The sequence below is a fragment of the Actinospica acidithermotolerans genome (assembly GCF_018139625.1).
GTDB classification, from domain to species: Bacteria; Actinomycetota; Actinomycetes; order Streptomycetales; family Catenulisporaceae; genus Actinospica; species Actinospica acidithermotolerans.
The window spans coordinates 48,894-63,779 of the sequence record NZ_JAGSOH010000010.1; the positions used below are offsets into that span (position 1 = coordinate 48,894).

Annotated in this window: 20 protein-coding genes; 5 read left to right on the forward strand and 15 right to left on the reverse strand. The window is 71.8% G+C overall.

Going from position 1 to position 14,886, the window contains the following annotated elements; all coding sequences use genetic code 11:
* Positions 1-116 precede the first annotated feature (116 nt).
* Positions 117-896, forward strand: a complete 780-nt coding sequence (locus KDK95_RS06210) for a hypothetical protein (protein WP_212517045.1) — start codon at positions 117-119, stop codon at positions 894-896.
* A 113-nt stretch (positions 897-1,009) separates the two neighbouring features.
* On the opposite strand, the gene KDK95_RS06215 is transcribed toward KDK95_RS06210, so the two are convergent.
* Together KDK95_RS06215 and KDK95_RS06220 are read right to left on the reverse strand one after the other, a co-directional pair.
* The gene (locus KDK95_RS06215; protein WP_212517046.1) at positions 1,010-1,693 is read right to left on the reverse strand and encodes a response regulator; all 684 of its coding nucleotides are present in this window, start codon (positions 1,691-1,693) and stop codon (positions 1,010-1,012) included.
* A complete protein-coding gene (locus KDK95_RS06220; protein ID WP_212517047.1) occupies positions 1,690-2,904 on the reverse strand; it encodes a sensor histidine kinase in 1,215 nt (404 codons plus the stop codon). The genes KDK95_RS06215 and KDK95_RS06220 overlap by 4 nt, the downstream gene beginning before the upstream one ends.
* A 177-nt stretch (positions 2,905-3,081) precedes the next feature.
* Here KDK95_RS06220 and phoU point away from each other — a divergent pair, with 177 nt between their 5' ends.
* Entirely contained in the window at positions 3,082-3,720 is a 639-nt protein-coding gene (phoU, locus tag KDK95_RS06225; RefSeq protein WP_212517048.1) for a phosphate signaling complex protein PhoU, read from the forward strand.
* Between the two features lie 163 nt (positions 3,721-3,883).
* Here the strand turns inward: phoU and KDK95_RS06230 are convergent, their stop codons facing one another.
* The 3 genes from KDK95_RS06230 to mshA are packed head-to-tail and all read right to left on the reverse strand — an operon-like array spanning position 3,884 to position 6,436.
* Entirely contained in the window at positions 3,884-4,639 is a 756-nt protein-coding gene (locus tag KDK95_RS06230; protein WP_212517049.1) for a phosphoglyceromutase, read from the reverse strand.
* Positions 4,640-4,666: 27 nt separating this feature from the next.
* A complete protein-coding gene (locus KDK95_RS06235) occupies positions 4,667-5,176 on the reverse strand; it encodes a type III secretion system chaperone family protein (protein ID WP_212517050.1) in 510 nt (169 codons plus the stop codon).
* Positions 5,177-5,185: 9 nt separating this feature from the next.
* On the reverse strand, positions 5,186-6,436 hold the full coding sequence (gene mshA / locus KDK95_RS06240; RefSeq protein ID WP_249160451.1) for a D-inositol-3-phosphate glycosyltransferase: 1,251 nt from the start codon (positions 6,434-6,436) through the stop codon (positions 5,186-5,188).
* Positions 6,437-6,615: 179 nt separating this feature from the next.
* Between mshA and KDK95_RS06245 the strand changes: the two genes are divergently transcribed.
* Both KDK95_RS06245 and KDK95_RS06250 read left to right on the forward strand, forming a co-directional pair.
* On the forward strand, positions 6,616-7,356 hold the full coding sequence (locus KDK95_RS06245; protein WP_212517052.1) for an SDR family NAD(P)-dependent oxidoreductase: 741 nt from the start codon (positions 6,616-6,618) through the stop codon (positions 7,354-7,356).
* 10 nt (positions 7,357-7,366) lie between these two features.
* Positions 7,367-8,155 (forward strand): hypothetical protein, encoded by a 789-nt coding sequence (locus KDK95_RS06250; RefSeq protein ID WP_212517053.1) that lies wholly within the window; start codon positions 7,367-7,369, stop codon positions 8,153-8,155.
* A gap of 369 nt (positions 8,156-8,524) precedes the next feature.
* Here KDK95_RS06250 and KDK95_RS06255 read toward each other — a convergent pair whose 3' ends face one another.
* The 7 genes from KDK95_RS06255 to KDK95_RS06285 all read right to left on the reverse strand — a co-directional run bounded on the left by KDK95_RS06255 (position 8,525) and on the right by KDK95_RS06285 (position 12,877).
* Complete coding sequence (locus KDK95_RS06255) at positions 8,525-8,875, reverse strand: DUF2516 family protein (RefSeq protein WP_212517054.1); 351 nt, start codon at positions 8,873-8,875, stop codon at positions 8,525-8,527.
* Positions 8,876-9,017: 142 nt separating this feature from the next.
* Positions 9,018-9,731, reverse strand: a complete 714-nt coding sequence (locus KDK95_RS06260; protein ID WP_212517055.1) for a hypothetical protein — start codon at positions 9,729-9,731, stop codon at positions 9,018-9,020.
* Positions 9,724-10,137 (reverse strand): helix-turn-helix domain-containing protein, encoded by a 414-nt coding sequence (locus tag KDK95_RS06265; RefSeq protein WP_212517056.1) that lies wholly within the window; start codon positions 10,135-10,137, stop codon positions 9,724-9,726. The genes KDK95_RS06260 and KDK95_RS06265 overlap by 8 nt, the downstream gene beginning before the upstream one ends.
* Before the next feature lie 52 nt (positions 10,138-10,189).
* Positions 10,190-10,723 carry an RsiG family protein gene (locus KDK95_RS06270; RefSeq protein ID WP_212517057.1) on the reverse strand — a complete coding sequence of 178 codons (534 nt, stop codon included), beginning with the start codon at positions 10,721-10,723 and terminating at the stop codon, positions 10,190-10,192.
* A 126-nt stretch (positions 10,724-10,849) separates the two neighbouring features.
* Positions 10,850-11,836: a CAF17-like 4Fe-4S cluster assembly/insertion protein YgfZ gene (ygfZ, locus tag KDK95_RS06275; RefSeq protein ID WP_212517058.1), complete on the reverse strand. Its 987-nt coding sequence runs from the start codon at positions 11,834-11,836 to the stop codon at positions 10,850-10,852.
* 7 nt (positions 11,837-11,843) lie between these two features.
* Positions 11,844-12,335 carry a Fur family transcriptional regulator gene (locus KDK95_RS06280; RefSeq protein WP_307844201.1) on the reverse strand — a complete coding sequence of 164 codons (492 nt, stop codon included), beginning with the start codon at positions 12,333-12,335 and terminating at the stop codon, positions 11,844-11,846.
* A gap of 41 nt (positions 12,336-12,376) precedes the next feature.
* Positions 12,377-12,877 (reverse strand): heme-binding beta-barrel domain-containing protein, encoded by a 501-nt coding sequence (locus tag KDK95_RS06285; RefSeq protein ID WP_212517059.1) that lies wholly within the window; start codon positions 12,875-12,877, stop codon positions 12,377-12,379.
* Positions 12,878-13,042: 165 nt separating this feature from the next.
* Between KDK95_RS06285 and KDK95_RS06290 the strand changes: the two genes are divergently transcribed.
* A complete protein-coding gene (locus KDK95_RS06290; protein ID WP_212517060.1) occupies positions 13,043-13,408 on the forward strand; it encodes a DsrE family protein in 366 nt (121 codons plus the stop codon).
* 79 nt (positions 13,409-13,487) lie between these two features.
* Here the strand turns inward: KDK95_RS06290 and KDK95_RS06295 are convergent, their stop codons facing one another.
* The 3 genes from KDK95_RS06295 to KDK95_RS38145 form a co-directional block, all read right to left on the reverse strand.
* On the reverse strand, positions 13,488-13,778 hold the full coding sequence (locus KDK95_RS06295) for a DUF1416 domain-containing protein (protein WP_212517061.1): 291 nt from the start codon (positions 13,776-13,778) through the stop codon (positions 13,488-13,490).
* Between the two features lie 25 nt (positions 13,779-13,803).
* Positions 13,804-14,637: a sulfurtransferase gene (locus tag KDK95_RS06300; RefSeq protein WP_212517062.1), complete on the reverse strand. Its 834-nt coding sequence runs from the start codon at positions 14,635-14,637 to the stop codon at positions 13,804-13,806.
* 134 nt (positions 14,638-14,771) lie between these two features.
* Positions 14,772-14,852 (reverse strand): Ms5788A family Cys-rich leader peptide, encoded by an 81-nt coding sequence (locus KDK95_RS38145; protein ID WP_372463271.1) that lies wholly within the window; start codon positions 14,850-14,852, stop codon positions 14,772-14,774.
* Between the last annotated feature and the right edge of the window lie 34 nt (positions 14,853-14,886).

A 14,886-nucleotide genomic window follows, 5' to 3' on the forward strand; every position in this document is an offset into this window, starting at 1 on the left:
CCGTGTCCGGCGGCTAAACGGGTATCCCGGTGAGTCGCCGTCAACGGCGGTCAGTACGCTGTGGCTAAATGATTCCTGAGTAGCGACCACAGCCACCGCGAGGAGCCTGACCCACCGTGAGCAGCAACCCCACGACGTCCACCGGGCGGACCGGCCGCCGCATTCCGCTGGGTTCCCGCCGGGGCCGGACCGCGCTGGCCGGCTCCGTGCTCCTGGTCGCCCTGCCCCTGCTCGCCGCCTGCTCGAACGGCAACGGCGCCGAGGTCTACCAGATCAAGCCGGACGCCGGCCAGGCGAAGGTCGGCGAGACCTGGATCAGCAACGTGTGGGTCGTGTTCGACTCCTCCACCGGCAACGCCGAGGTGACCGGCCAGGTCGCCAACACCGACCCGGTCCCCTCGAACTCCATCGAGCTGACCTCCGTCACGATCGGCGGCGCCGCCGCCACCATCGTGCCCCCCGCCGACACCAGCAAGCTGGCCCCCGGCGTGACCGCCAGCGCGAGCTCGGTGACCATCCCGGGCCTGAAGTCGGTGCAGTTCGGCCAGCCCGGCCAGCCGGAGATCGAGCTCGCCAACGCCAGCCTGACCACGGGTGCGAACACCCAGGTCGTCTACAACTTCTCGAACGGCCAGACCGCGACCGTCACCGCGATCGTCGAGCCGAACAGCGGGCTGTGGGCGACGTTCAACCCGAACGGCCCGAACACCGGCGCGTCCGCCACCGCCTCGGGCACCGCGACCTCCACCGCCACCGCCACGGCCTCCGGAACCGCCAGCGGCACCGCGACCGCCTCGGGCACCGCGGCGAAGGCCACCGGAACGGCGACCGCGACCGGCACGGCCACCGGAACGGCGACGGCGACCGCCACGGCCTCGGCCAGCGCGACGCACTGACCTTTTCGGCCGTAGCGAGACGCACGCACTCTTTCGGCCCAAGCGAAACGGCCCCCGCTGCACCACGCGAGTGGTGCAGCGGGGGCCGTTCGCGCGAACGGGTGCGGGGACGATCAGGGCTCGAACTTGTAGCCGAGGCCGCGCACGGTCACCAGGTAGCGGGGCAGCGCCGGGTCCGGCTCGATCTTCGCGCGCAGCCGCTTGACGTGCACGTCCAGCGTCTTGGTGTCGCCGACGTAGTCCGCGCCCCAGACGCGGTCTATCAGCTGCATCCGGGTGAGCACCCGGCCCGCGTTGCGCAGCAGCATCTCGAGCAGCTCGAACTCCTTGAGTGGCAGCTGCACGCCGTTGCCGCCGACGCTCACCGTGTGCCGCTCCACGTCCATCCGGACCGGGCCGGCCTCCAGCGCCGCGTCCTCGAGCTCCTCGGTCTGCCCGCCGTGCCGGCGCAGCACGGCGCGGATCCGGGCCACCAGCTCGCGCGAGGAGAAGGGCTTGGTGACGTAGTCGTCCGCGCCCAGCTCGAGCCCGACGACCTTGTCTATCTCCGAGTCCTTCGCGGTCAGCATGATCACCGGCACGCTGGACCGGGTGCGCAGCTGGCGGCAGACCTCGGTGCCTGGCAGCCCGGGCAGCATCAGGTCGAGCAGCACCAGATCGGCGCCGTGCCGGTCGAACTCGTCCAGCGCCTCGGGTCCGGTGGCGGCCACGGCGACCTCGAAGCCCTCATTGCGCAGCATGTAGGAGAGCGGGTCGCTGAACGACTCCTCATCCTCGACTACCAGCACCCTGGTCACGTCGTTCGACTCCCTGTCGTGATTGCCTGTTGAGCGGGGGTTGTTGGATGCAGCTCGGCCGCCGGGGCCTGGACGGCCACCGGCAACCGCAGGGTGAAGGTGGAGCCGGCACCCTCGACGCTCCACACCGACACGTCCCCGCCGTGGGTGGCGGCGATGTGCTTGACGATCGCGAGCCCGAGCCCGGTGCCGCCGGTGATCCGCGAGCGCGCCGGGTCCACCCGGTAGAAGCGCTCGAAGATCCGGTTCAGATCCTGGTCCGGGATGCCGACGCCCTGGTCGGTGACCGAGACCTCGGCGAGCTCGCCCTCCACCCGCACCGAGACGACCACCTTGGTGCGGTCGGGCGAGTAGTTGACGGCGTTCTCGACCAGGTTGCCCACCGCGGTGGTGAGCTGTCCGCGGTCGCCGAGCACGGCGACCCCGTCCGCGCCCGCCGCGACGATCTCGATGGACCGCGCCTCGGCCACCTCGGCCACCCGCTCGCGGGCGGCGGAGACGACCTCGCCGAGGTCCACCGGGACGGCCTTGGCCAGCGGGTCGTCGCCCTGGACCCTGGACAGGTCGATCAGGTCCTGGACCAGGTTGGTCAGCCGGTGCGACTCCTTCTGCATCCGGCCGGCGAAGCGGCGCACCGCGTCCGGGTCGTCGCTCGCGCTGAGCACGGCCTCGGCCAGCAGCGCGAGCGCGCCGACCGGGGTCTTGAGCTCGTGGCTGACGTTGGCGACGAAGTCGCGGCGCACCGCGTCCACCCGGCGCGCCTCGGTCCGGTCCTCGACCAGCACCAGCACCAGCTGGGAGCCGAGCGGGGCGACCCGGACGGAGACGGCGAGCGTGTCCTGGCCCAGCGGGCCGCGCGGCAGCTCCAGCTCGACCTGCCGGATCTCGCCGTCCCTGCGGACCTGGCGGGCGATCCCGGTCAGCTCCTCGGGCACCAGCCGCTGGCCGCGGACCAGGCCCATGGCGTGCGCCGCCGGCGAGGCCTTGACCACGGCGTCGCTCGGATCGAGCAGCACCGCGGAGGAGCGCAGCACCTGGAGGACCGCGGCGACCCCGGAGGGGACCAGCGGCTCCGGCGACGGGTCGGACTTGGCCCGGTCCCGCTCGCTCCAGCGGAAGGCGAGGCCGCCCGCGGCGCCCACGCCCAGCGCGACCAGCGCGGAGGCGGAGACGGCCGCGATGTGCAAGGCGGACGCGACGAATATTGGCACACGATCAGAGTAAGCGGGCGAACCCGGCGTTTCGAAGGCCAGGTGTACGGGCAACCGCTAACGTCGCCGAGAATTCACGTATGGGTCGCGTTTGATTCACCGACCGCCATGGCCGCCGCACGAGTGAACCACGTACGGTATCGGAGAAATCAAACCACCCATGACCGGGAGTGCCCGATGCGCGACCTGTACCACGAAGAGCTCGACTCGATCGGCGCGACCCTGATCGAGATGACAGGTCTGGTCGCCTCCGCGCTGAACCAGGCCACCGACGCCCTGCTGAACTCCGATCTGCAGCTCGCCGAGAAGGTCATCGCCGGTGACGAGGAGGTCGACGCGCTGCGCCGCGACCTGGACGCGAAGGCCCTGGACCTGCTGGCCCGCCAGCAGCCGGTCGCCGGCGACCTGCGCACGATCGTCACCTCGCTGCGGATGAGCAGCGACCTCGAGCGCATGGGCGACCTCGCCAAGCACATCGGCAAGGTGGCGCGGCTGCGCTACCCCGACTCGGCCGTGCCGGCCGAGCTGCACGACTCCATCCGCGAGATGGGCCGCCTCGGCGTCGAGCTGGCGACCAAGGCCGGCGAGATCATCGACGGCCAGGACGTCGAGGCCGCGCGCGGTCTCGACGAGGAGGACAACGCGGTCGACGCGCTGCACCGCCAGCTGTTCGCGGAGCTGCTGCACGAGGGCAACGAATACCCGGTCGAGACCGCCATCGACGTCACGCTGGTCGGCCGCTACTACGAGCGCTTCGCGGACCACGCCGTCTCGGTCGCCCGCCGCCTGGTGTTCCTGGTGACCGGCGAGAACTGATGCGCGCAGTCCGGGCGAGTTCCGGGCCGAAGTAATACGAATGCCCCGCCGGAGTGATTCCGGCCCGGCATTGCGCTGACGGCCCGGAGACGGCCAAGAACGGAAAAACGGCCCCTCCCCGGCGCCTCGAAGCGCGGGAAAGGGGCCGTTTCGCGTTACCGGATTACTTCTTGCCCTGGTTCTTGACGGCCTCGATGGCCTCGGCGGCCGCGGCCGGGTCGAGGTACTCGCCGCCCTTGACGACAGGGCGCAGGTCGGCGTCGAGCTCGTAGTAGAGCGGGATTCCGGTCGGGATGTTCAGGCCGGCGATGGCCTCGTCGGAGATGCCGTCGAGGTGCTTGACCAGCGCGCGCAGCGAGTTGCCGTGCGCGGCGACCAGGACGGTGCGCCCGGCCCGCAGGTCCGGGACCAGCGCGTCGTACCAGTAGGGCAGCATCCGGTCCACGACGTCGGCCAGGCACTCGGTGCGCGGGCGCAGCTCGCTCGGCAGGATCGCGTAGCGCGGGTCGTTGAACTGCGAGTACTCGTCGTCCTCGGCGAGCACGGGCGGCGGGACGTCGTAGGAGCGGCGCCAGAGCATGAACTGCTCCTCGCCGAACTCGGCGAGCGTCTGGGCCTTGTCCTTGCCCTGCAGCGCGCCGTAGTGCCGCTCGTTCAGCCGCCACGAGCGGTGGGTCGGGATCCAGTGCCGGTCGATCTCGTTCAGCGCGAGCTGCGAGGTGCGGATGGCCCGGCGCAGCACCGAGGTGTGCAGCACGTCGGGCAGCAGGCCGCGCTCCGCCAGCAGCCTGCCGCCGCGGATCGCCTCCTCCTCGCCCTGGGCGGTGAGGTCCACGTCCACCCAGCCGGTGAACAGGTTCTTCGCGTTCCACGCGCTCTCGCCGTGGCGCAGCAGCACGAGGCGGTAGTTGTCAGCCATGCCCCGAGACTATCCGAGCGGCTCGGCTCAGTCGCCGGGTGTCTCGGGTCGTAGACGTTCGAAGGCGGCGAGGTTGAAGGTCGGCTCGCCGCGCTTGAGCCGCCACTCCCACTCCCGCCTGATCGAACTCGCGAACCCGAGCTCCAGCAGGGTGTTGAAGCTGCTGTCCGCGGCCTCGAGGACGGTGCCGAGCAGCCGGTCCACCTCGGTCGCGGTGACGGCGGCGAGCGGGAGCCTGCCGACGAGGTAGACGTCGCCGAGCCGGTCGATGGCGAACGCGACCCCGGCCAGCTTCGCGTTGCGCTCCAGCAGCCAGCGGAAGACGCCCTCGTGGTTCTCGTCGGCGGAGCGGACCACGAAGGCGTTGACCGAGAGGGTATGGTCGCCGAGCAGCAGCGAGCAGGCGGTCGAGAGCTTGCGGGTGCCGGGCAGCGAGACGACGTAGTGGCCGGGCGCCGGAGTCTCGAACTCCGCCTCGGACTCGCGCAGCGCCTTCTCGATCTCGGACGCCGCGGCTTCGCGCACAGTCTGGCTCACGGTTCGAGCTTACGCGGCGCGGATCGCCGGGGCGTGCGGGCCGGTCAGGGCGCGGGCCTCGTCGTAGACCTCGAGGGTGCGGCGGGCGGTCTCGCCCCAGCCGAACTGGGCCGCGTGCAGGCGGGCCCGTTCGCCCATCCGGGCGCGGGCGGCGGGGTTCTCCAGCAGGCGCGCGCAGGCGGTGGCGTAGTCGGCCGGGTCGTGGCCGTTCACGAGCAGACCGGACTCGCCGTGCCGCACCGCGGTGCCGAGGCCGCCGACCGCGGCGGCGACGACCGGGGTGCCGCAGGCCTGCGCCTCGATCGCGACCAGCCCGAAGGACTCGTTGTACGAGGGCACCACGACCACGTCGGCGGCGCGGAAGTAGTCCGCGAGCCGGTCCTGGTCCACCGGCGGCACGAAGCGCACGTGGCCGGCGACGCCGAGCCGCTTGGCCAGCCGGGTGAGGTGGTGCGGGGTGGCCTTGCCGCTGCCGCTCGGTCCGCCGACGATCGCCACCACGAGGTCCGCGTAGCGCGCCGGGTCGCGGCGCAGCAGCTCCGCCGCCGTGTGCAGGAGCACGTCCGGGGCCTTGAGCGGCTGGATGCGCCCGGCGAACAGCAGCAGCGGGGCGTCGGCCGGCAGGTCGAGGGCGGCGCGGGCCGCGCGCCGGTCGCCCGGCGCGAAGCGGTCCAGGCTCACGCCCGGGTGCACGACCGTCACCTGCTCGTCCGGCGCGTCGTAGAGCCGGATCAGCTGCTCGGCCTCCTGCGCGGTGTTCGCGATCAGCCGGTCGGCCGCGCGCACCACCTGGTCCTCGCCGATCAGCCGGGCCGTCGGCTCCGGGGTGTCGCCCTCGGCCAGCGCGTCGTTCTTCACCTTCGCGAGCGTGTGCATCGAGTGCACCAGCGGCACGCCCCAGCGCTCCTTGGCCAGCCATCCGACCTGGCCGGAGAGCCAGTAGTGCGAGTGGATCAGGTCGTAGTAGCCGGGGTCGTGGAAGGCCTCGGTGCGCAGCACGCCGGAGGTGAAGGCGCACAGCTGTCCCGGCAGGTCCTCCTTGGACAGGCCCTCGTACGGACCCGCGGTGACGTGCTGCACCAGCACGCCGGGGGACAGCTCGACCTGTGGCGGCAGATAGCCGCCGGTGGCCCGGGTGAAGATCTCGACCTCGGTGCCCAGCGCGGCGAGCTGCTTGGACAGCTCGACGATGTAGACGTTCATGCCGCCGGCGTCGCCCGTCCCCGGCAGCTCGAGCGGGGACGTGTGCACGGAGAGCATGGCTATCCGCCGGGGCTTCACGATCACTCACTCCTTGTGGGTTGCGCACTTCCGGGCAACCGCCAGAACCTCTCCCGCCCGATCCAGTATTCCCTAGGGCTCGTGCACCGGCCCCGCGCATCGGAGCGCGCGGGGGGCTCGCGGCGGATGGACGTTCGCCCGTTTGGGAGAATGGCCGCATGACCCAACCTGTAGCGGTGGTGACCGGAGCGAGCAGCGGCATCGGAGCGGCCACGGCGCGCCGGCTGGCGGCCGAGGGCTTCGAGGTGTTCGCGGCGGCCCGGCGGCTCGACCGGCTCGAGCGGCTGGCGGCCGAGACCGGCGTTCGGCCCGTTGAGCTGGACGTCACCGACGACGCGTCGGTCGCCGCGCTGGCCGCGCGGCTGCCCGAGTGCGCCGTCCTGGTGAACAACGCGGGCGGCGCCCGCGGCCTGGCCCCGGCGGCCGAGACGGAGATCGAGGACTGGCGCTGGATGTACGAGGTGAACGTCCTCGGCTCGGTGCGGATGGTCCAGGCGCTGCTGCCGGCGATGCTCAAGCACGGCCGGGGCCACGTGGTGAACATCACCTCGGTCGCGGGCCACGCGGTGTACGAGGGCGGCTCGGGCTACACGGCCGCGAAGCACGCCCAGCGCGCGCTGAGCGAGACGCTGCGGCTCGAGCTCAACGGCAAGCCGGTGCGGGTGACGGAGATCGCGCCCGGCATGGTCAGGACCGAGGAGTTCTCGCTCAACCGGCTGGGCGGCGACGCGGACCGGGCCGACGCGGTCTACCGGGGCGTGGCCGAGCCGCTGGTCGCCGAGGACATCGCGGACTGCGTGGCCTTCGCCGTGACCCGGCCGCCGCACGTGGACGTGGACCTGCTGGTGGTCCGTCCGCTCGCGCAGGCCGCGTCGCACAAGGTGCACCGCGAGAACTGAGTAGGCGCGGATGGCCAGGACCCGGCCGGTCGGCACGGTCACCCGCGGCACGACCGCGCCGAACCGGCTGCGCCGGGTGGACCGGTGGCTGCTCGGCACGCACAGCCGGCTGCTCTGGTCGGCGGAGCCGGGCGCGCTGGCCGTGGACCTGGGCTACGGCGCGTACCCGGTGACGACGGTCGAGTGGGCCGAGCGGCTGTGGGCGGTCCGGCCTGACCTGCGGGTGCTCGGCCTGGAGATCGACCCGGCGCGGGTGGCCGCGGCCGGGCCCTATCAGCGTCCGCCGGGCCTGGCCTTCCGGCTGGGCGGCTTCGAGCTGCCGGTCCCGGCGCCGCCGGTGCTGCTGCGCGCCTTCAACGTGCTGCGGCAGTACGACGAGGGCGCGGTCGCGGAGGTCTGGGCGCGGCTGTGCTCCGGTCTCGCGCCGGACGGGCTGCTGCTGGAGGGCACCTGTTCGGAGAACGGCCGGATCGCGGTCTGGGCGACGCTGGACGCCGAGGGCCCGCGCACGCTCAGCTTCGCGGCCAACCTCGCGGCGCTGGAGAGCCCGGCGATCTTCGCGCAGCGGCTGCCGAAGGTGCTGATCCACCGGAACGTGCCGGGCGAGAGCGTGCACGCCTTCCTGCTGGACTGGGAGCGCGCCTGGGCCGCCTGCGCGCCGCTCGGCGCCTTCGGCGCCCGGCAGCGGTGGATCGGCGCGGCCCGCGCGCTCAGCGCCGACTGGCCGGTCCTGGACCGTGTCTCCCGCTGGCGGCTGGGCGAGCTGACCGTGGACTGGCGGGCGCTCGCGCCGAAATGACCCGACGCGGGCCTGCTCGGAAAGAGAGCCCCACCCGCGAGAGCCGACCGACGTACTGCCTCGAAGGCCCCGCCGCGCCCACCGCAACCGGTTGCGCTGGCGGGCCTGCGAGAGGCCGGGCACCGCCTGCGGCCTCGGGGAGCTCGCGGGGGGTAGCTCAGCCGAGGCCGCAGGGGTCGGTGCTCGAGGCACCCTCCGGGGGTCGGGCACCCTCGGAGTAGCGGGGCTTTCCGGCGAACCGGTCCGCCCCGACCTTGGGGGGTGACTCACACTATGCCGACCGGAACTTAGCCGGTTGTGAAGGCATTTTGAGAGTTTGCTTTAAACCCGGAGGATCAATGTCGGCGCAGGTCAGCGCGGGGATGGAGCTTACCAGGGCCCGTAGGGTCCGTCGTGCTGGCGGTTCTTCTGGCCGCGCTTGGGGCTGCGCCCGGAAAGCTGACGCAGCGCGGGCCGCACGTCGACGGCGTAGATGATCGCCGCGGCGGCTCCGATGATCGTCAGGAACGAGACGAACGAGCCCCACTTGAGGTCGTAGAAGGCCGCGATCCCGAGGATCAGCAGCCAGGCGACCTTGGTCAGCTTGCCGGCGGCCACGTAGGCGCTGGCCGGCCGGATGGCCGCGTCGATGAAGACGAAGAGCTTGAAGCAGAACAGCGCGAGCAGGAGCAGGTTCAGCACGCTGAAGAAAGTGTCGGTGATCAAGCCGCTGCCCAGCATGTGCCCGTCCCTTCGATTCGGCTTCCAGAGGCGATGGTCCGCGAGGTGCGGATACCCCGCAGGCATCCCACGCTACCCCGAACGCGGGATGCCTCGGCGTTTTCTCAGTTTTTTCCGTCGCCCGGTCCGGTCCCGGCCGCCCTTACGGCTTCGGCGGGCGCGGGGTCTTCGGCGCGCTCGGGCGCTTGCGCGGCGGGGCCTTCTTCGCGGCCGGGTTCGGCGTCGCGGGACGGCTCGGGGCGCCCGGCTCGGTGTCCGCGACGGCCTCCGCGGCCTCCGCGGCCTGCTCGGCCTCCTCAGCCTCGGCGGCCGCGATGAAGACCTCGGCGGCCTCGGCGGCGGACTCGGCCGGCCCCCCGACGATCTCGTCGTCCTCGACGACCTGCTCGACGACGACCTTCACAGTGCCGTCCTCGCCGGCGACGGACTCGTCCTCGGCGGATTCGGCCTTGCCGCCGGAGAAGCGCAGGACGATGACCTTGCCGCGCTCGGCGAGCTCGTCGTAGGTCTCCACCGCCTTGCCGGCGGCCTCGAGCAGCCGGCCGACCTGCTGGAGCGCCACGGTCTGCGCGGTGGCGCGCAGCGCCTCGGTGTCCGGGCGCAGGCCCTTGGCCGCCACGCCCTGCACGGTCGCGCCGGCCTTGGCGATCTTCTCCGGCGCCTCGGCGGCGATCTTGTTAGCCAGCGTGGTCAGCGTGGCACCGGCCTCGGCGAGCAGCGTCGGGGCGTCCTTGAACCGCTCGGGGGCGTCCTTGAGCTTCTCGGCGGCGAGGTCGCCCGCGCCGGCCAGCGCGTACAGCGGCTTGGGGTCGCTCAGCGTCTTGCGGATTTCGTCGGTGATGGCCATCTCAGTCATTGCCTTCCTGCCCGCGCAGGGAGAGGTAGATCTCCCGCAGGGCGTTCTTCTGACGTGGGGTCAAATGGGGGTCGGCGGCGATGGCGGCGAGCACGCCCGTCCGCTCCGCCGGCTGTTCCGCCCCTCGGCGCTCGTCGCCGTCCTCGGCCGCCGCACCCTGCTCCCCGTCGAGCAGCCCGGCCCGGACGTACAGCGTCTCCGCGGAGATCTGCAGGGCCTTGGCGAGCTGTTGGAGCACGTCGGCGCTGGGCTTGCGCAGCCCGCGCTCGATCTGGCTGAGGTAGGGGTTGGACACCCCGGACACCGAGGCCAGCTGCCGCAGCGAGTACTGCGCGCTCTCCCGCTGTTCGCGGATGTACGCGCCGAGCTGGGCCAGCCGGACCGGGCCGAGGTGCAGATCTGTCACGAGTCCACGGTAGGCGGAGGTGCTTGCTTTTGCAAGCGCGCTTGCTAGCACGTCAGGCGAGCAGCTCGTCCACCCGCGCCTCGCCGGCCCGGTAGCGGCGGGCGAGTTCGGCGGCGTACGCGTCGACCACGTGCTGCACGGTGCGGCGCAGCGCGGAGATCTCCTGCTCGTGCCGGGTGAGCCGGTCGGCCACCTCGGTGAGCCGGGCCGCGGTGCAGGAGTCGAGGTCGGGCAGGTCTATCTCGGCGAGCGCGGCCTCCATCTCGAGCCGGTACTCGCCCACGGACACCCCGCCGACCGGCAGGTGCCGGGCCGAGGCCTGCCGGGGCGCCGGCTGGTCGGCCAGGATCTCGGTCAGCCGGTCGATCAGCGGGCTCGCGTCGCCCGCGGCCCGGCCGCGCAGCTCGGCGGTGATTATGTCGATCCGGCCATGCAGCAGCCGGCGGAGGTAGGACAGGTCGGCCTCCTCCGCGATCGCCTCGCCGCGCCGCTCGCGCAGCTCGGCGGTGCCGAGGCCGCTCAGGTCCAGGTCGGCGGCGAGCACCCGGTCGAGGCGCCGCTCGGCGCGCCGCGTCACGTCCGTCATGGCTGCATAGTGCCACGGTGCTCGCCCGTACGGCCCATTGACAGACGACTGTCACCCGATCAGCTGAGCGTGCGGGCGGAAAACGTCCGCCCCCTCGATCGGAAACCGGCCTATTCGGTATCGGATTCAGACCGGACGGCGCAGCCGCTCCCGCGCGATGCCGCCGGTGTCCGGCGCGACGACGACCTCCTGGCTGGCCGGGACGCCGTCGGCCTGCAGCACGGCGTCCACCGGGACGGTGCGCTTGACCACGGCGAGCGCGATCGGGCCGAGCTCGTAGTGCCGGGCCGAGCTGGTCACGGCGCCGACCTCGCGGTCGTCCAGCAGCACCGGCGAGCCGTGCGGCGGCAGGTGCTCCTCGGTGCCGTCGAGGTGCAGCATCACGAGGCGGCGCGGCGGGTGGCCGAGGTTCTCCACCCGGGCGACGGTCTCCTGGCCGCGGTAGCAGCCCTTGTTGAGATGGACCGCCGAGCCGATCCAGCCGAGCTCGTGCGGGATGCTCCGCTGGTCCGTCTCCAGCCCGGCGCGCGGCCGGTGCCCGGCGATCCGCAGCGCCTCCGCGGCCCAGACGCCGGCCGGGTGCGCGTGCGTGCGGCCGTACTCGGCGAGGCGTTCGCGGGGCAGGAACAGCTCGCGGGCGCCGCCGGGCAGCTCGCGGGCGACCACGTCGGCGATCTCACTCGGCGCGGGCTCGTAGACGAGCGCGTATTCGCCGGTCACGTCGGCGGGTTCGACCTCGAGCATGAAGCGCATCCTGGTCAGGAACGCGGCGAACGGCTCGGCCGTGCCCGGCTCTACGTGCGCCCAGGTGGACTCGCCGTCGTCGACGAGGTAGAGCGCGTATTCGATGCGGCCGTTGGGATCGAGCAGCAGCGTCTCGGTCGCTTCGTGCGGCGCCAGGCCGCTCAGGTGCTGCGTGGTCAGCGTGTGCAGCAGGGCGAGGCGGTCCTTGCCGCCGATGCGCAGCACGCCGCGGTGCGAGAGGTCCACGAAGCCGCGGCCCGCCTCCAGCTCGCGCTGTTCCACGTGCGGATTGCCGTAGTGCGCGGCGACGCCCTCGTCGGGGGCTTCGGCCGGGACGGCGCCGGGCAGGTCGAGCAGGGGGGATCGCATAACCGGATCAACTCGCGGAACCGGCCGAGTTGTTCCCGGATCCGTGCCGGGCCGTGTTCGCGCTCACCCCGCCGGCCACGCACTCGGCGCAGCGGCCGAACAGGGCGAAGTGCGCGACGTCCGTCTCGAAGCCGAATCGTGCGCGCAGGCCCTCGACCAGCGAGTCGGCGCAGCTCGCGGCGACCTCGGTGATCTTGCCGCACGAGCCGCAGACGAGGTGCAGGTGGTCCCGCTCGTGCGCGGCGTGGTAGATCGGCGCGCCGTGGCCCAGGTGGGTGTGCGAGACGAGGTCGAGCTCCTCGAGCAGCTCGAGTGTGCGGTAGACCGTGGAGAGGTTCACCGAGCTCGCGGTGCGCTGCACCTCCGCGCAGATGGCGTCCGGGGTGGCGTGTTCGAGCGCGAGCACGGCGCCGAGGACGAGCTGGCGGGCCGGGGTGAGCCGGTAGCCCTTGGCCCGCAGCTCCTCGGTCAGGTCGATGGGTGCACCGCTGGACGACACGCATCCAACTGTACGCCGTGGCGAGACCCCGTTTCTTATCGCTATTTCACGCGCTTGAGCTGCGCGGCGAGGTGGTTCTGGATCTCCTTGCCGACGGCCGCCATGTCGAAGGTCCAGTACAGGTCGCCCTTCACCAGGCCGTAGAGGCGGTGGCCGGCCGAGTACTCCTTCGCCGAGCCGGTGCGCGCGACGGCGTCGGTGCGCAGCTCGATCTTGCCGTTGTCGACCGCGCCGAGCCAGATCTCGACGATGCCGGTCGGGTGCGCGAGCACGAGCTCGACCTGGTTGTCCGGCTGCGGCCGCCAGTAGCCGTGCTCGCGGGCGAGCGGCCTGACCTTCTCCCCGGCCTCGTCGATCAGCCAGGAGCGCGACTCGTAGTCCAGGAACGCCTTGCCCGGCGTATAGGAGACGACGACCTCCTGGCCGAAGCGGAAGTCCTCGATCGTCGGGTACTGACCCAGGCCGACCCCCGCCCACTCGCCGATCAGGAACGACAGCGGCAGCAGCGCCGGGTCCAGATCGGTCGGGATGGTGATCGGCATCAGCTCTGGCCCTTGAACAGCTTGAGCACCACGTAGCCGGCGAACCAGACGACGGCGATGAACATCACCACGAGCAAGGCGGTGAAGAAGTTCTCCATGACGTTGCGCTCCTGTGCGTCAAGGGCTGGGCGGTTGCGCCTCGATTCTAAATTACGCTCGGTGGGCATGACGATCCGAAACCTCGTTATCAAGCTCACGTCCGGCGCCGAGGCGGCCGAGCGCACGGCGCAGGCCTTCACCGTCGCGGCGGTCGCCGCGTCCTCCGGCGCCCGCGTCTCGCTCTGGCTGACCGGGGAGTCCTCCTGGTTCGCGCTCCCCGGGCGCGCGGAGGAGTTCGAGCTGCCGCACTCCGCGCCGCTGCCCGACCTGCTGGAGGCGATCCTGGCGAACGGCACCGTGACCCTGTGCACGCAGTGCGCCGCGCGGCGGGAGATCACCGAGCCGATGCTGCGTCCCGGCGTGCGGATCGCCGGCGCGCAGGTGTTCGCGTCCGAGATCCTGCAGGACGGGACGCAGGCGCTCGTCTACTGAGAACGGCGGGGGACGGCGAGGGGAACGGCGAGGGCCCCCGGCGAGCTGCCGGGGGCCCTCGGAACGCACGTCGCGCGGATCAGACCGCGATCGCGACCTCGTGCACCTGACCCTGCGCGGCGACCACGGCGCGGTCGGCGGTGCCGCCGGGCACCAGCGCGCGCAGCGTCCAGCTGCCGGGCGCCGCGAAGAAGCGGAACGCACCGGTCGCGGAGGTCGGGACCTCGGCGGTGAACTCGCCGTCCGCGTTGAGCAGGCGGACGTAGCCGGTGACCGGCACGCCGTCCTTGCTGATCGTTCCCTCGATCACGGTTTCCTTGGACACGTCGATACCCTCCCGGGAAAGGCCGCCGGTGGTGGCGCCGCACATATCAGTTACCTCTTTCCGCTGACGCTCAGGCGCCGAGCTCGATCGGAACGCCGACCAGGGAGCCGTACTCGGTCCACGAGCCGTCGTAGTTCTTCACGTTCTGCTGGCCGAGCAGCTCGTGCAGCACGAACCAGGTGTGCGCGGAGCGCTCGCCGATGCGGCAGTAGGCGATCGTGTCCTTGGCCAGGTCCACGCCCTCCTGCTGGTACAGCTCGGTCAGCTCCGCGTCGGACTTGAAGGTGCCGTCGTCGTTCGCGGCCTTCGACCACGGGATGTTCTTGGCGCTCGGCACGTGGCCGGGGCGCTGCGACTGCTCCTGCGGCAGGTGCGCCGGGGCGAGCAGCTTGCCCGAGAACTCGTCGGGGCTGCGCACGTCGACCAGGTTCTTGACGTTGATCGCGGACACGACCTCGTCGCGGAACGCGCGGATGGTCTCGTCCTGCTCCTGGGCCGTGTAGTTCGTGGCGGCGCGGGACGGCACCTCCTCGACCAGGTCGCGGGAGTCGAGCTCCCACTTCTTGCGGCCGCCGTCGAGGAGCTTGACGTCCTGGTGGCCGTAGAGCTTGAAGTACCAGTAGGCGTAGGAGGCGAACCAGTTGTTGTTGCCGCCGTAGAGCACCACGGTGGTGTCGTTGGCGATGCCGCGCTCGGACAGCAGGGCCTCGAACTGCTCCTTGTTGACGAAGTCGCGGCGGACCGGGTCCTGCAGGTCGCGCTTCCAGTCGATCCGGATCGCGTTGCGGATGTGGTTCTTCTCGTAGGCGCTGGTGTCCTCGTCCACTTCCACGACGGCCACCTTCGGGTCGTCGAGGTGCTGCTCGACCCAATCGGCGTCGACCAGGACGTCGCTGCGGCTCATATGAGTCTCCTGATGCTAAGGGGTGTTCAATGCCGGGAATGCCGGATAACTCGCGTGCTGGGGTGCGGGGCCCGTACCAGGCTCGAAGGAGGCCGCCCGCCGGAGTCCGGACAGGGCGCGGCACTCGCCTGGAATCAGGCCAGGCGACACAGGCAGGTGGCGACGCGGCACAGGTCGACTGCGCGCCGCTTGGTGAGCTCTGCCTGAGGCCTCATGTCGTCGATACTAGGGACGGATCGGGCGGACTGT

Excerpts from the sequence above, each read along its gene's own strand:
- KDK95_RS06230 (WP_212517049.1), bottom strand. The coding sequence starts at position 4,639 with ATGGCTGACAACTACCGCCTCGTGCTGCTGCGCCACGGCGAGAGCGCG.
- phoU (WP_212517048.1), top strand. The coding sequence starts at position 3,082 with ATGCGCGACCTGTACCACGAAGAGCTCGACTCGATCGGCGCGACCCTG.
- KDK95_RS06300 (WP_212517062.1), bottom strand. The coding sequence starts at position 14,637 with ATGAGCCGCAGCGACGTCCTGGTCGACGCCGATTGGGTCGAGCAGCAC.
- KDK95_RS38145 (WP_372463271.1), bottom strand. The coding sequence starts at position 14,852 with ATGAGGCCTCAGGCAGAGCTCACCAAGCGGCGCGCAGTCGACCTGTGC.
- ygfZ (WP_212517058.1), bottom strand. The coding sequence starts at position 11,836 with ATGCGATCCCCCCTGCTCGACCTGCCCGGCGCCGTCCCGGCCGAAGCC.
- KDK95_RS06260 (WP_212517055.1), bottom strand. The coding sequence starts at position 9,731 with ATGACTGAGATGGCCATCACCGACGAAATCCGCAAGACGCTGAGCGAC.
- KDK95_RS06285 (WP_212517059.1), bottom strand. The coding sequence starts at position 12,877 with ATGCCGATCACCATCCCGACCGATCTGGACCCGGCGCTGCTGCCGCTG.
- KDK95_RS06255 (WP_212517054.1), bottom strand. The coding sequence starts at position 8,875 with ATGCTGGGCAGCGGCTTGATCACCGACACTTTCTTCAGCGTGCTGAAC.
- KDK95_RS06250 (WP_212517053.1), top strand. The coding sequence starts at position 7,367 with ATGGCCAGGACCCGGCCGGTCGGCACGGTCACCCGCGGCACGACCGCG.
- KDK95_RS06290 (WP_212517060.1), top strand. The coding sequence starts at position 13,043 with ATGACGATCCGAAACCTCGTTATCAAGCTCACGTCCGGCGCCGAGGCG.
- KDK95_RS06245 (WP_212517052.1), top strand. The coding sequence starts at position 6,616 with ATGACCCAACCTGTAGCGGTGGTGACCGGAGCGAGCAGCGGCATCGGA.
- KDK95_RS06295 (WP_212517061.1), bottom strand. The coding sequence starts at position 13,778 with ATGTGCGGCGCCACCACCGGCGGCCTTTCCCGGGAGGGTATCGACGTG.
- KDK95_RS06270 (WP_212517057.1), bottom strand. The coding sequence starts at position 10,723 with ATGACGGACGTGACGCGGCGCGCCGAGCGGCGCCTCGACCGGGTGCTC.
- mshA (WP_249160451.1), bottom strand. The coding sequence starts at position 6,436 with ATGCTCTCCGTGCACACGTCCCCGCTCGAGCTGCCGGGGACGGGCGAC.